Raw genomic sequence first — 13,153 nt, 5'->3', positions numbered from 1 at the left:
TCCTCAGGCCTCAGCCTGCACGCCCATGAGGGTGCGCAGGCGCGGGATGGCGTCCTCGTCGAGGCCGTGCGCACGCAGATAGGCGGTGCTTCCTCCCCATTCACCGTCGATGCGCGCGAAGGCGCCCTCCAGCAGTTCCGGAGGCGAGGCCGTCGCCCGATGCGCGGCGATACCCGGAAGCGATGCCGCATCGACATCGGCGAACAGCTCGGCCAGGTACGACGGGCCGAGGCGCTGCTGCGACTGCGCGAAGTCGTCGAGCACGAGCGCTCGCTCGACGCCGAGCGCGTCGAGCACCAGTGCGCTCAGCACACCTGTGCGATCTTTCCCGGCCGTGCAGTGGATGAGCACGCCGCTGGCGGCGTGCTCGCTGACGGCGGCGAAGGCGCGGGCAAGGGCCGCACCGCTCTCGTCGATCATCACGGCGTAGAGCTCCGTGAGGTCAGCGAAGCGGATCTCATGCAGTCGGTCCTCGAAGACCGGCATCGGGCGGGACCGAAGCGTGGGATGCTGCCATGCTCCCGGAGTGGAGGCGCGTTCGCGGGCGTCGCGCAGGTCGACGACGGCGCGAACGCCCAGCGCGACCAACGCCTCACTGGCGGGGGTGCGGCGCGAGAGCGGGGCCGCCGAACGCCAGATGAGATCGTCGCGCACGATCTCTCCCGTCCTGGTCGGCAGGCCGCCCACCGGGCGGAGGTTGTGCAGGGGAGCAGACGTGATCAGTCGGTCAGGCGCCATGGTGCGCTCCTCGGTCGTTCGGGGCTCGCGGCGGCAGCATCGGCACGCTCGCGATCAGCTCGCGGGTGTAGGGGTGGCGGGGGTGCTCGAGCACGTCGACGACGGATCCCTGCTCGACGATGCGCCCCTGTGTCATGACGATCGCATCCGCGCACAGCCCATCGATGATGCCGAGGTCATGGGAGACGGCGATGATCGTGAGGTCTTCGTGCGCCGCCAGTCGGCGCAGGAGGCGCAGGACATGTGCGCGCACCGACACATCGAGTGCGCTGACGGGCTCATCGGCGATCACGACCTCCGGACGCACTGCGAGAGCGCGTGCGATCGCGACGCGCTGCCGCTGCCCGCCGGAGAGCTCGCGGGGAAGGCGCTCGGCGACATCCGCCGGCAGCTCGACCGCGGCGATCATCTCCGTGGCACGGTCGTGCGCGTCCCACTCCGGACGGAGCGCGCGGACCGGCTCGGCGATGATCCGTCCGATCGGCATGCGCGGGTTCAGCGATGCGAAGGGATCCTGCAACACGACCTGCACCCGTCGGCGGAAGTCGCGGGCTGCCCGACCGCGCCCTGCGGGCACGGGGACTCCGCGGTACGTCACGGTGCCGGTCGTGGCGCGCTGGAGGCCGAGCAGGATGCGGGCCAGCGTGGACTTGCCCGACCCCGATTCCCCGATGATGCCGAGATGGCGTCCTGCGTCGATCCGAAGGTCTACGCCGTGCAGAGCCGGTTGGGTCATCCCCGGGTACGTCATGCCGATGCCCTCGGCGCGGAACAGCTCGGTCGTCACGCCGGCACCGCCTCGAGGAGGCGACTCGGCTGCCAGCTGGTGGAGTAGGCGGCGTCGATCAGCTCGGCGGTATAGCTCGTGCGGGGTGCACGGATGAGCGCATCGGGGGTGCCTTCCTCGATGATCCGCCCGGCCTGCATGACCACGATCCGATCGCATTGCGAAGCGGCGACCGCCATGTCGTGCGTCACGAGCAGGCTGCCGGCGCCGCTGCTCTCGACGAGGTGTGACATCAGGCGCAGCACGCGCGCCTGCACGGTCACATCGAGTGCCGTCGTGGGCTCGTCGGCGAGCAGCAGGCGCGGCGATGTCGACATCGCCATGGCGATCATGACGCGCTGCCGCTGCCCTCCGGAGAGCTCGTGCGGGTAGCGACGCACAAGCTGGTCGGCATCGGGCAGCCCGACGCTCTCCGCGAGGCGGATGGCCGTCTCGCGGCCCGTTCCGCGATGGAGCATCCCGTGCGCGCGCAGCGGGGCGACGAGGTGCCTGTGGATCGGCAGAAGCGGGTCGAGCGCGCTCTGCGGCTCCTGGAAGATGCAGCCGACCGTCCGGCCACGCAGTCCGCGGATCGTCGCGGTATCCGCACCGACGGTTTCGGTGCCATCGACCCGCACGCTGCCGAGGATCTCACCGCGCGGTGGGCGCAGCCCGAGGATCGCCATGCTCGTGAGGGACTTTCCCGAGCCGGACTCGCCGATGAGGCCTACGCGCTCCCCGGAAGCGACCGTGAACGAGACATCGTCGACGACGGTGCGTCCGTCGATGCGGATCGTGAGGTTGCGGATGTCGAGCAGTGTCATGCGGGCACCTTCTCTATTGACGCGGAAGTGGTGGAAACGCGCTGTGAGCGCGAGGGGCGCCGTGCCTGGTCGGGTTCGAGCGCGTCGCGGAGCGCATCGCCGAGGAGTGCGAATCCGATCACGAGCGTCGTGATGGCAAGGCTCGGAGCGATCAGCACCTCCGGGCGCACAAGCACCTGAGACTGGAGGTCGGCCAGCGTGCGCCCCCAGGACGGGGTGGGCGGTGGAGTGCCGAAACCGAGGTAGGAGAGGCCGGCTTCGGCGAGGGCGGCGACGGAGAGCAGCTGCGTCGCCCGGATGAACAGCGTGGGCGCCGTGTTCGGGAGCACGTGCCGCCACAGGATGCCGATGACCCCGACACCACCCGCGGTGGCGAGCGTGACGTAGGGGCTCGCCATCGCCCCGCGCAGTTCGGGCAGCATCGTGCGAGCGATCACGACCGCCCCGCCGAGGCCGATCGCGAGCGACGACACCCACAGGCTCGCCCCATAGGAGGTCACCAGGATGATCGCGAGCACGAGGGTCGGGAAGGCGATCGCGATGTCGATGCCGCGCTCCAGCAGGAGTCCGAGTCGACGGGAGGCGAGTGCCGCGGCCATCGCGAGAGGGAGCCCGATGACGACGGCGATGAGGGTCGCGAGGACCGTTGCGAGCATCGTGGACTGCGCGCCGACGAGGAGGACGCTGAACAGGTCTCGCCCGCCGGCGTCGGTGCCGAGGAGATGGGCCGGCGAGGGAGCGAGCCAACGGTCGGCCGGCGCGAAGGCGGTCGGATCGTAGGGCGCCCAGACGAGGGAGACGAGAGCCGCCAGCAGCGGGATGCCGACGAGCACGAGCCCGGCGACTCCGAGCGGGTGTCGGAGAAAGCGAGCGATCATGAGGTCCTCCGGATACGGGGATCGAGCACGCGCGAGAGCGCGGTGAGCGTGACGGTCGAGATCATGACCAGTGCAGTGAGCACGAACAGCGTGCCCTGGATCGACACGATGTCGCGGTTGCCGACATCGGCGAGGATCATTCCACCGACTCCGGGGAGCGCGAACAGCTGCTCGACGATCACGGATCCCATCAGGATCCCGGCGATCTCCAGTCCCAGCACACCGAGGAGGGGAAGGGCCGCATTGCGTAGGCCCTGGCGCAACAGCACTGCGCGCAGTGGCCATCCCTGGGCGAGCCCGGTGCGCACCCACTCCTTCATCAGCACGTCGATCGTGGCGCTGCGTACGAAGCGCACGAGCACCGCGGCCTGGCCGATCGCGATCGCGGTCGCCGGCAGGATGAGCGCGCGCAGCGCCTCGCCGGGATCAGCCCAGCGGTCAGCGGGGAAGCCTTGTACCGGAAAGAGGCGCGTGGGAAGCGCGACGAGCACGACGAGAAGCAGGCCGAGCACGAAGGTCGGCACGGCGGCGGAGAGCTGGCTGAGCGCGGCGATGGAACGGCCGAGGGCCGACTCGCGGTACACGGCGGCGATCACGCCGAGGGGAACGGCGATCACAACGCTCAGCACCAACGCGAGGAGGCCGAGGGGAATGGTGACCTGGAGCTTCTCGCCGAGTTCGGCGGCGACGGGGCGCCCATCGAGCGCCGAGGTGCCGAGATCGCCTCCGAGGACTCCGCCGATCCAGTCGAGGTAGCGCAGCCAGAGCGGGCGGTCGAGGCCGAGTTGCGTCCGCAGTGCCTCGAGCTGCTCGGGTGTGGCATCCATCCCGCCCATCACTGCGGCCTGGTCGCCGGGGAGCACGGCCAGAAGTGCGAAGATCACCACACTCGCGGCGAGCAGGGAGGTGAGCAGGACGACGGCTTCGTTCAGGAGTTCGGCGGCGACCCGCCGGACACGGGAGGATCCGTGTCCGGCGGGCGTCCGCACCGGCAGGGGTGCTGTCGTGGTCATGTCACTCGGCGACGGTGATGCCGCTCACCCGGAAGTTGTTCGAGATGCGGTCGACCGGGAATCCGGTGAGGTCCTTGCCTGCGACCACCACGGTCTGCGGCGAGTAGAGCCAGTCGCTCGCGGAGTCCTTCGCGACCAGTTCGGCGACCGCGCGCAACTTCTCGTCGCGCACCTCGGGAGTCGCCGCTTGGCGTGCATCGGTGACGAGCGCCTGCGCCTCGGTGTTGTCGTAGCTCCAGTAGTAGCCGGGGTTTCCGTAGTAGGTGATCGTCGCCGGGTCGACGTGGAGCACCATCGTCAGTTCGAAGTCCTTGTTGGTGTAGACGTCTTCGAGCCAGGTGGCGAACTCGACGGTGTCGATCGTGACGGTCACGCCGACCTCGGCGAGTTCGGCGGCGATGAACTCGGTGATGATCGTGTCGTAGGTGTTCGAGACCGTGAGCGTGAGGTTCAGGTTCTCCTGCCCCGCCTCGGCGAGGAGCTTCCGCGCGGCGGCCGGGTCGTAGGGGGCGGAGTCCGTGGCGTCGACGTGCCAGGCGTCTGTCGGGACGGTGATCGTGCCGACCTCGAGTGCCTGGCCCCCGATGACCTCGATGAGCTCTTCCTTGTCGATGGCCTGGCGCAGCGCCTGACGGACACGCTGGTCGGCGAGGGGCGCGAAGCTGTGGTTGAACCCGAGGGTCATCCAGCTCGTGGAGTCGCCCTCGACCACCTGGAATTCGTCGGCGCCGCGCAGCAACTCGGCGGTCTCCGCGGTGACGCCGGCGAGGATGTCGACCTCACCGCTCTGCAGGGCGGTGGCGGCGGTGGTCTCGTCGGCGATGTAGTGGAAGACGACGCCGTCGTTCAGGGGCGCCTCGCCCCAGTAGCCGTCGAACGGTTCGAGCGCGAGAGTGGAGCCGCGGTTCCACTGGTCGAGGGTGTACGGGCCCGTGCCGTTGGTGGCGGAGGCCAGGTCGACCGACGACGCTGCGGGCACGACGTAGCCCGCAGAGGTCGTCAAGGACTCGAGGAAGTTGATGTCGCGCTGCGAGAGGGTGATGACGAGCGTGGTCTCGTCGGTGGCCTCGACCGAGGCGACCGAGCCCATGCGCTTGGCGTCCGGGTTCATGGAGCCCTCAGCACTGGATGCCGTCAGCGACGCGACGACGTCATCGATCGTCATCGGCGTGCCATCGTGGAACGTCACACCTTCGCGCACCGTGAAGGTGTAGGTCAGACCGTCCTCCGAGATCTCCCAGTCAGAGGCGAGCGCGGGGAGGATCTCGAGGTCCTCGCTGAGTCCCACGAGCCCCTCGTAGACATTGCCGCGCATGACCTGCACGAGTCCCGCCCCGGACGTGGTCGTCACGTCGAGGCTCGTCGGCTCCAGCCCCACGCGAATGTCGATGATCTGCGGAGTCGCGGATTCGGAAGTGCCGGCGCCGGGCGCCGTGGCGCAGCCGGCGAGCAGCAGTCCGCCGAGGATGAGGGCTGTGGACGCAATCTTTCTGCGCATGGCATACCTTTCTGTTGCGGGATCGTGTGAGATTCGCCGCGGCTGTGATCGAGACGTCTATATGTCTACGGATCGACAGTGTCGAAATGAGGAGTGTCAGGTGAACGATCGGCGAAGTGCGCATGTCCGTACGGGCACGGGTGTGCCCGCGTATCGGCGCATTGCGACCGCACTGTGGGAGCAGATCCAGTCCGGCGAGCTCGCACCGGGGGAGCGGCTGCCCAACGAGGCAGAGCTCGCCGCGCGCTTCGGCGTGACACGGCTGACACTGCGTCAGGCGGTCATCGAGCTGCAGCGCCTCGGCGCCGTGGAGATCCGTCGCGGAGTCGGCACTTTCGTGATGTCGCCGCCTGATCTCGTCGAGATCGTCGCGAGCGTTCCATCGCTGCGCCAGGAATCGGATGCGACGGCGGATGCCTTCGACGGGCATGCCCTGCATCGCTCCGCGCGGCCCGTGCGCACAGTCGACGAGCTCATCCTGGGATCCGGAGCGGCGACGGGCCCGCTTGCCGACGAGGCATCCGCGCATCTCGGCGTGCCCGCCGAGCGCCTGCACCGCCTCGATACCGTCATGGTGCGCGACGGAAGGCGCTGGATCGCCAACAGCTACTGGTTCGATGCGCGCTGGGCGGATGTGGACGGGCTGGTCGCCGAGCATGCGCTGGTGGTGCGGGCGTTCGCCGACGGGTTCGGGCTGCAGCTCGGCTATCTGTGGCGGGCGTTCAGTGCGATCGGGGCTGACTTTGATGACGCGGAGACTCTCGGCGTGCCGACGGGGACCGCGCTGCTCGTGCGCGACGGAGTGTCCGCCGACGACACCGGGCGGCCCGTGTTCTACGTGCGTCGCCGCCTCCGGGGGGACGAGGCGAAGTTCGTCCTGCGCTACGACACCGAGCCGACGCGCGTGGAGGGCTGACCTGCCGTATCGATGATCCGGGCGACGATCTCGGCCGGAAAGCGGAACACCTCGACGTCATCGCTCATTCGCTCCAGGAATGGGGCGACGCGCACGCGCTCGCCGCGGATGTCGATGACCGCGCCGCCGTATCCGTCGATCGCCGACTCCTCGCGTGGATCGTCGAAGGAGCGGGCGATGTTGGCCACGCCAGGGGCGACGACGACAGGGATTCCCGCGACCGTCTCGATCAGCGGGAGGTGATAGTGCCCACTGAGGATCACCCGGACGTCGGACCCGCGCAGGTCCTCGATGAGCGCCAGACCATCGGCCTCGTCGAGCGCGAGCGCCTGCAGTAGCTCGGTCTGTGCGTCGATCGGAGGGTGATGGATCACGAGCACCGTGCCCAGCGGGGCGGGCGTCGCCAGGTACCCGCGCAGGAACTCGCGCTGTTCGGGCTCGATCGATCCGTAGCCGCGCATCGGGATCGAGCTGTCGAGCACGATCGTCCGCCAGCCGTCGACGATCGCCGCGGAGGCGACGGGGCGCTGTGGGTCGGTGCCGGCCAGCACTGCCTCGTCGGCGTCGGGCTGGCCACCGCCGAGCACCTCGCGGAAAGCCTCGCGACGGTCGTGGTTGCCCATCGCATAGACGGTGCGTGCTCCGCGCTCGTGCGCCCAGGGCTCAAGGGTCTCGCGCAGCCAGCGGTAGGAGGCGGTGCTGCCGTCCTCGCTGACATCCCCGGAGCACACCACGAGGTCGAAGCGCAGATGCGCGACGTGCGCGAGGGCCCGGATGAGGTGCGAGCGCGTGTCGACCACGTCGTAGTGGCGGCGGGCGTCGCCATACAGATGGGTGTCGGTGAGGTGCAGGATGCGCAGACGGGTCATGTCAGCAGGAGTATCACTCCGAGGTGAACGGCGGGAGACCGTCCCGCAGTCGCAGAATGCGGAGAAGCTCGGGCCACGCCCGCTGCCCGAGCTCGGCATCCGCGTCCGCCCGTCCACCGCGTGCCATGCGGATGCCGCCCTCGGTGGGTGCCTCTCCGGGAAGCAGCAGCCGGTGCCCGGCGTGCGGATGCGCGATCACCGTGGTGCGGTGACCAGCGGCGGCGCGGGCCTGTTCGATCTCCCACGCGAATCGCTCGCTGGGCCAGACGTGATCGTCGCCGCCGGCGATGAGGAGGACCTCTCCGGTGATCTCCTCGGCGCGGATCCGTGCCGCAGCGGTCGCGGAGGGCGCGAGGCGCAGGCTCTGTTCGTACAGCCCTCGGAAGGAAGGCGGGTCGGTGCTCGGAGACCAGGACGGGTCGAAGGCCACCCACGGAAGCGGGGCACCACGGAACGTCCAATGCGAGGACCACTCCTCATCGTGCAGGCCGCCCCAGACGACGCTGCTCGGTGCGATCGCGATGACCGCATCGACTGGTGTCAGTGTCGCGGTGACGAGCGCGGCCTCGCCGCCGAAGGAGGTGCCGACGATGGCGAGATGATCCGCATCCGCGCGCAGCCCGTCGAGCTCAGCGATGAACAGCTCGATCGGCACCTCATGCGGGGCTGGGCGTTGCCCGTCTCCGCCGAACCAGCGGATGGCGGCGACACGGGCGCCCCGATCCGCCAGCATCTCGGCGCGCTCGCGCTCGATGCGTCCGCTCGAACCAGCCAGAAGCAGCACGGCTGTTCCGGTGGCCTGCGCGGGGATCGCATCGTGCCGATCCGCATCCGAGAGGGGGCGCATGGATCAGTGCGGTGCGTGGTACTCGGCTTCGTCGCGCTTCCAGTAGCCCTTGACGACCGCCTTGCTGACGTCGACGCCCCAGCGCTCCAGCAGCGCGCGGCCCGGCTTCACGATCGCCTGCTCGGCGGCGATGAAGCAGAAGGGATCTTCCCCGACGCGCTCGTCGGGGCCGAGGCCATCGAGGAAGGCGATCAGCGCCGAACCCTCCAGGGCATCGCCGCGGTGAAGCCACTCGACGTCGACAGGCGCATCGATGGCGACCTCGTCGGAAGCGGTGCGGGTCTCGATCACGATGCGTGCCGGGGTGCCGGCGGGGATCTGTGCGGCGAAACGGCGGATCGCCGGGATCGCAGTCTCGTCACCGACCAGGAGCCAGGATCCGGGCTGGCCGGTGATCACGGCGGATCCTCGGGGGCCTCCGACGCCCACGATCGATCCGAGGGGAGCGGATGCGGCCCAGGGGCCCGCCACGCCGAGGTCGCCATGCACCACGAACTCGACGTCGAGCCAGTTCTCGCCCCAGGCGAGGGGGGTGTACTCGCGGCTCGGGAACCCACGCATCTCTTCGACGGTCTCGACCTCGTGATCGGCGAAGAACAGGCGCATGTGGTCGTCGGCGCCGAGGGAGGTGAAGCCTTCGAGCTCATCGCCGGAGAGACGCACGCGGACGAAGTTCGGGGCGAGCCATTCCCGCGACGTCAGCGTCGTGGAGCGGAAGCGGAGATCGAGGCCCTGGCGTTCGATCGCGAAGCCGAGAGTTACGTCAGTCATAAAGTTAGGCTAACCTATCTTCCGGAAGGCCGCGGCGCTGGGGCCTTCCCTTCGCGCAACTCGCGCACCATCCCACAGCAGAACGGAAATCTCTCTATGACTACGTCCAAAATCGCGAAGACGCTTGCTGTCGGAGCGGTCGCCATCCTCGCGCTGGCAGGCTGCAGCGCTCAGACTGCGGCTCCTGCCGAGGTCGCGCCGACCGCCGCCGCGGACTACTACCCCGTCACCGTGACGGACATGGCAGGCAACGAAGTCACGATCGAGAGCGCAGACAGCGTCGTCGTCACCGACAACCGTCTCTTCCAGCTGGTCTCCGACTGGGGCGTCGAGCTGTCGGCCGCGCCCCGTGCCCTCATGAGCGCGAACAACCCGCTCAAGGAGGACGAGAGCATCCTCGACCTCGGCACCCACAGCGAGCCCGACTTCGAGAAGGTCGTCGAGGCTGACCCCGACCTCATCGTGAACGGCTACCGCTACCAGGGCCACGCAGCGGACATGCAGAAGTCGGCACCGGACGCCGCCTTCGTCGACATGACCAATGATGAGCTGAGCGTCGACGAGTACCTCGTCGAGAGCGTGACCCTCCTGGGCGAGGTCTTCAACAAGGAGGCCGAGGCCGAGGCCGTCATCGACGAGTTCCACACCGCAGTCAAGGCCGCCAAGGACGCCTACGACCCCAAGGTCACCGTCATGGGCCTTGTCACGAGCGGCAACGAGATCCGCTACTCGAGCCCGGTCGACGGCCGTGGTTCGAGCATCTTCTTCGAGCTCGTCGGTCTGACCCCCGCGCTGGAGACGGAAGGCTCGGCCAACCACCAGGGTGACGACATCTCGATCGAGGCCATCGCCGAGGCGAACGCCGCCTTCTTCCTCGTCCTCGACCGCGAGGCGGCCTTCGCCGACAGCGAGTCGTCCCCGGCGCTCGAGCTCATCAACAGCTCCGCAGCTCTCGCGAATGTCCCCGCCGTGCAGAACAAGGCCATCTACGTGATGCCCGCTGACTTCTACCTGACCGAGGACATCATCGCGTACACGACGGTGCTCGACGGTCTGGCCAAGTCCTTCAAGGCACAGTCGTAACATCGACAGAGACGTGTGTCGCCACGATCTCCTGCGAGATCGTGGCGACACGCCTGTCCGCTGAACGGAAGGGTTCCGCTCAATGGGTTCGCCCGCCCCGCTGAGACCGCGCGTGACGAATGTCGACGCACTGTCGACTCGTCGACCGGTTTCGTCGACCCCGCGGCCCTGGTGGCGCCGCAGCCTCCCTCTTGCGATCGGCATCATCCTCACCCTCGCGCTCCTCACCCTTTCGGTGTTCGTGGGTGTCGCCGACATCACCGCAGGTGGTGCCGGAGCCGAGTTCACCTGGATCACCCGCATCCCCCGCACGATCGCGCTCGTGCTGGCAGGGGCGAGCATGGCGATGGCCGGGCTCATCATGCAACTGATGACCCAGAACCGCTTCGTCGAGCCGACAACGGTGGGTACGACCGAGTGGGCGGGGCTCGGACTCCTTCTCACCTACCTCCTGCTGCCGACGCCGCCGATCATGCTGCGCATGGCCATCGCGATCGTCTTCGCGTTCATCGGCACCATGATCTTCTTCGCCTTCCTGCGCCGCGTGACGCTGCGGTCTTCGCTCATCGTGCCGATCGTCGGCATCATGTTCGGCGCCGTGATCAGCGCCATCTCCACCTTCATCGCGATCCAGTACGACCTGCTGCAGACCCTCGGCGCCTGGTTCGCTGGGCGCTTCACCGGCATCGAAGTGGGCCGGTACGAGCCGTTGTGGATCGTCGCGGTCGTCGCGGTCGTCGTCGTGATCGTCGCTGACCGGTTCACCGTGGCCGGCCTCGGAAAAGACGTCGCGACGAACATCGGTCTCAACTACGAGCGTGTCGTCCTGCTCGGTGTCGGACTCGTCTCCGTCGTCACGGGCGTCGTGACCGTCGTGATCGGGGCGCTTCCCTTCTTGGGACTGATCGTGCCGAACATCGTCTCGATGTTCCGAGGCGACAACCTGCGCACGAACATCCCGTGGGTGTTCCTCACCGGAATCTGGGTCGTCACGGTCTGCGACATCATCGGACGCGTCGTCATCATGCCTTTCGAGATCCCGGTCTCTCTCGTTCTCGGCGTCGTCGGCTCGGTCGTCTTCGTGCTGCTGCTCTTGCGACTCAGGAGGAGCAATGTCGGTTGACCTCATGAGCCCGCGGACGAACGCCGTGAGGTCAGCGTCCTCGCGCCAGCTGGGCGCCTTCACCTCGCCACAGCATCGCAGACGCTACCTGCTGATCCTCGGCGCGCTCATCGTGGGCGCGCTCGCACTCACCGTGCTCATGCTCAGCTGGGGCAACTCGCAAGTCCCCTTCAGCGAGAAGTGGTGGCGAGTGTCGGGGATGCGCGCCGACACTCTCATCGTGATCGCCGTCGTGACGCTCTGCCAGTCGTTCGCGACGGTGGCCTTCCAGACCGCTACGAACAACCGCATCCTCACCCCATCGATCATGGGGTTCGAGTCGCTGTACGTGCTGATCCAGACCTCCGTGGTCTTCTTCTTCGGCGTGAGCGGCCTGGCCGAGATCAACGGCTTCGTCCAGTTCCTCGTGCAGGTCGCCGCGATGGTGCTGTTCGCCGTGATGCTCTACAGTTGGCTGTTCTCCGGACGCCTCGGCAACCTTCACATCATGCTTCTCGTCGGCATCATCATCGGCACCGGGTTGGGCACGCTCGCGACCTTCCTGCAGCGGATGCTGGATCCGAACGAGTTCGACGTGCTCCGCGCCCGGATGTTCGGCAACGTCGGCAACGCCAACACCGAGTATCTGTGGTTTGTCGTGCCGGTCGTCGTGCTGGTCTCACTCGGCATCTGGCTGCTCGCCGGTCGACTGAACGTGATCGCGCTCGGCAGCGACATCAGCACGAACCTCGGCATGAACCACAAGCGCCAGGTCATGCTCGTGCTGACACTCGTGACTCTGCTCATGGCCATGAGCACGTCGCTGGTCGGCCCGATGACCTTCCTGGGCTTCCTGGTGGCGACCATCGCGTACTCCATCACCGACACCTACGACCACCGCCGGGTACTGCCGGTGGCCTGGCTTCTGGGGTACGTGGTTCTGGGTGGTGCGTACTTCCTTCTGCGTCATGTGCTGCCGCTGGTCGACACCGTGACCGTGATCGTCGAACTCGTCGGCGGTCTTGTGTTCCTGTTCGTGGTTCTGAAGAGAGGCCGACTGTGATTCGTCTGTCCGACGTCGTCAAGCGCTACAGCAACGATGTGCAGATCGGGCCTGTCACGCTCGATCTCCCTGCTGGGGGGATCGTTGCGCTCGTCGGGCCGAACGGCGCCGGCAAGTCCACGCTGCTGACGATGATCGGGCGCCTCCTCAGCCCCGATGCGGGCACCGTCGAGGTGAACGGTCTCGACGTGCACAAGACGCCCAGCAATCAGGTCGCGAGGACCGTCTCGATCCTGCGTCAAGAGAATCACTTCGTCACCCGCCTCACGGTGCGCCAGCTCGTCGGGTTCGGTCGATACCCGTACAGCGGGGGCCGGTTGACGCAGTTGGACGAGGACAAGATCTCTGAGGCGATCGACTTCCTCAACCTCACCGATCTGGAGCAGCGCTTTCTCGACGAGCTCTCTGGAGGGCAGCGGCAGCGCGCCTACGTCGCGATGGTGCTCGCGCAGGACACCGATTACCTGCTGCTCGACGAGCCGCTCAACAACCTCGACGCACAGCACTCCGTGCAGATGATGCAGCAGCTGCGCAAGGCGGCGGATGAACTCGGACGCACGATCGTGATCGTCCTGCACGACATCAACTTCGCCGCCGCGTACAGCGACTACATCGTTGCGATGGAGAACGGTCGGATCGCAGTTCATGGCTCTCCGGACGAGATCATCCGCGATGACGTCCTGTCGGCGGTCTTCCGCACTCCCGTCACGGTGATCGAGGGGCCGAACGGCAAGTTCGCGGCCTACCACCGCTGAGTCCCGCTTCCGGGGTCGCCCGCGAGGGCG

14 protein-coding genes are annotated in these 13,153 nt (G+C 67.8%); 5 read left to right on the top strand and 9 right to left on the bottom strand.

Annotated elements, in window-relative coordinates; all coding sequences use genetic code 11:
* Positions 1-3: 3 nt before the first annotated feature.
* From AC1REM_RS00570 to AC1REM_RS00545, 6 genes are read right to left on the bottom strand one after another with little or no spacing between them, the layout of a single operon-like run.
* A complete protein-coding gene (locus AC1REM_RS00570) occupies positions 4-738 on the bottom strand; it encodes a tyrosine-protein phosphatase (RefSeq protein WP_492512823.1) in 735 nt (244 codons plus the stop codon).
* Entirely contained in the window at positions 728-1,525 is a 798-nt protein-coding gene (locus tag AC1REM_RS00565) for an ABC transporter ATP-binding protein (protein ID WP_492512822.1), read from the bottom strand. The genes AC1REM_RS00570 and AC1REM_RS00565 overlap by 11 nt, the downstream gene beginning before the upstream one ends.
* A complete protein-coding gene (locus AC1REM_RS00560) occupies positions 1,522-2,328 on the bottom strand; it encodes an ABC transporter ATP-binding protein (RefSeq protein WP_492512821.1) in 807 nt (268 codons plus the stop codon). The genes AC1REM_RS00565 and AC1REM_RS00560 overlap by 4 nt, the downstream gene beginning before the upstream one ends.
* Entirely contained in the window at positions 2,325-3,206 is an 882-nt protein-coding gene (locus tag AC1REM_RS00555; RefSeq protein ID WP_492512820.1) for an ABC transporter permease, read from the bottom strand. The genes AC1REM_RS00560 and AC1REM_RS00555 overlap by 4 nt, the downstream gene beginning before the upstream one ends.
* Positions 3,203-4,219 (bottom strand): ABC transporter permease, encoded by a 1,017-nt coding sequence (locus tag AC1REM_RS00550; protein WP_492512819.1) that lies wholly within the window; start codon positions 4,217-4,219, stop codon positions 3,203-3,205. The genes AC1REM_RS00555 and AC1REM_RS00550 overlap by 4 nt, the downstream gene beginning before the upstream one ends.
* Before the next feature lies 1 nt (position 4,220).
* The gene (locus AC1REM_RS00545) at positions 4,221-5,717 is read right to left on the bottom strand and encodes an ABC transporter substrate-binding protein (RefSeq protein ID WP_492512818.1); all 1,497 of its coding nucleotides are present in this window, start codon (positions 5,715-5,717) and stop codon (positions 4,221-4,223) included.
* A 100-nt stretch (positions 5,718-5,817) separates the two neighbouring features.
* Here AC1REM_RS00545 and AC1REM_RS00540 point away from each other — a divergent pair, with 100 nt between their 5' ends.
* Positions 5,818-6,633, top strand: coding sequence for a GntR family transcriptional regulator (locus AC1REM_RS00540; protein WP_492512817.1), 816 nt, complete (start codon positions 5,818-5,820; stop codon positions 6,631-6,633).
* Here AC1REM_RS00540 and AC1REM_RS00535 read toward each other — a convergent pair.
* The 3 genes from AC1REM_RS00535 to AC1REM_RS00525 are packed head-to-tail and all read right to left on the bottom strand — an operon-like array spanning position 6,600 to position 9,120.
* A complete protein-coding gene (locus AC1REM_RS00535; protein ID WP_492512816.1) occupies positions 6,600-7,502 on the bottom strand; it encodes a metallophosphoesterase family protein in 903 nt (300 codons plus the stop codon). The genes AC1REM_RS00540 and AC1REM_RS00535 overlap by 34 nt on opposite strands.
* Positions 7,503-7,515: 13 nt before the next feature.
* Positions 7,516-8,349 (bottom strand): acyl-CoA thioester hydrolase/BAAT C-terminal domain-containing protein, encoded by an 834-nt coding sequence (locus AC1REM_RS00530; RefSeq protein ID WP_492512815.1) that lies wholly within the window; start codon positions 8,347-8,349, stop codon positions 7,516-7,518.
* A gap of 3 nt (positions 8,350-8,352) precedes the next feature.
* Positions 8,353-9,120 (bottom strand): siderophore-interacting protein, encoded by a 768-nt coding sequence (locus tag AC1REM_RS00525; protein WP_492512814.1) that lies wholly within the window; start codon positions 9,118-9,120, stop codon positions 8,353-8,355.
* A 96-nt stretch (positions 9,121-9,216) separates the two neighbouring features.
* Between AC1REM_RS00525 and AC1REM_RS00520 the strand changes: the two genes are divergently transcribed.
* The 4 genes from AC1REM_RS00520 (at position 9,217) to AC1REM_RS00505 (ending at position 13,123) form a co-directional block, all read left to right on the top strand.
* A complete protein-coding gene (locus tag AC1REM_RS00520) occupies positions 9,217-10,203 on the top strand; it encodes an ABC transporter substrate-binding protein (protein ID WP_492512813.1) in 987 nt (328 codons plus the stop codon).
* Between the two features lie 82 nt (positions 10,204-10,285).
* Positions 10,286-11,326, top strand: a complete 1,041-nt coding sequence (locus AC1REM_RS00515) for an iron chelate uptake ABC transporter family permease subunit (RefSeq protein WP_492512812.1) — start codon at positions 10,286-10,288, stop codon at positions 11,324-11,326.
* A complete protein-coding gene (locus AC1REM_RS00510; protein WP_492512811.1) occupies positions 11,316-12,368 on the top strand; it encodes an iron chelate uptake ABC transporter family permease subunit in 1,053 nt (350 codons plus the stop codon). Before AC1REM_RS00515 ends, AC1REM_RS00510 begins: the two co-directional genes overlap by 11 nt.
* Entirely contained in the window at positions 12,365-13,123 is a 759-nt protein-coding gene (locus AC1REM_RS00505; RefSeq protein ID WP_492512810.1) for an iron ABC transporter ATP-binding protein, read from the top strand. Before AC1REM_RS00510 ends, AC1REM_RS00505 begins: the two co-directional genes overlap by 4 nt.
* The last annotated feature ends 30 nt before the right edge of the window (positions 13,124-13,153 follow it).

It is taken from the genome of Microbacterium sp. GW823-FHT02G05 (assembly GCF_058797175.1).
Note: the sequence above shows the minus strand (reverse complement) of the source record. Positions and strands in the feature narration are given on the sequence as shown.

Bases quoted from the DNA above. Each gene is read 5' to 3' on its own strand.
- AC1REM_RS00535 (WP_492512816.1), bottom strand. From the start codon at position 7,502: ATGACCCGTCTGCGCATCCTGCACCTCACCGACACCCATCTGTATGGC.
- AC1REM_RS00520 (WP_492512813.1), top strand. From the start codon at position 9,217: ATGACTACGTCCAAAATCGCGAAGACGCTTGCTGTCGGAGCGGTCGCC.
- AC1REM_RS00510 (WP_492512811.1), top strand. From the start codon at position 11,316: ATGTCGGTTGACCTCATGAGCCCGCGGACGAACGCCGTGAGGTCAGCG.
- AC1REM_RS00545 (WP_492512818.1), bottom strand. From the start codon at position 5,717: ATGCGCAGAAAGATTGCGTCCACAGCCCTCATCCTCGGCGGACTGCTG.
- AC1REM_RS00555 (WP_492512820.1), bottom strand. From the start codon at position 3,206: ATGATCGCTCGCTTTCTCCGACACCCGCTCGGAGTCGCCGGGCTCGTG.
- AC1REM_RS00550 (WP_492512819.1), bottom strand. From the start codon at position 4,219: ATGACCACGACAGCACCCCTGCCGGTGCGGACGCCCGCCGGACACGGA.
- AC1REM_RS00530 (WP_492512815.1), bottom strand. From the start codon at position 8,349: ATGCGCCCCCTCTCGGATGCGGATCGGCACGATGCGATCCCCGCGCAG.
- AC1REM_RS00515 (WP_492512812.1), top strand. From the start codon at position 10,286: ATGGGTTCGCCCGCCCCGCTGAGACCGCGCGTGACGAATGTCGACGCA.
- AC1REM_RS00560 (WP_492512821.1), bottom strand. From the start codon at position 2,328: ATGACACTGCTCGACATCCGCAACCTCACGATCCGCATCGACGGACGC.
- AC1REM_RS00570 (WP_492512823.1), bottom strand. From the start codon at position 738: ATGGCGCCTGACCGACTGATCACGTCTGCTCCCCTGCACAACCTCCGC.
- AC1REM_RS00525 (WP_492512814.1), bottom strand. From the start codon at position 9,120: ATGACTGACGTAACTCTCGGCTTCGCGATCGAACGCCAGGGCCTCGAT.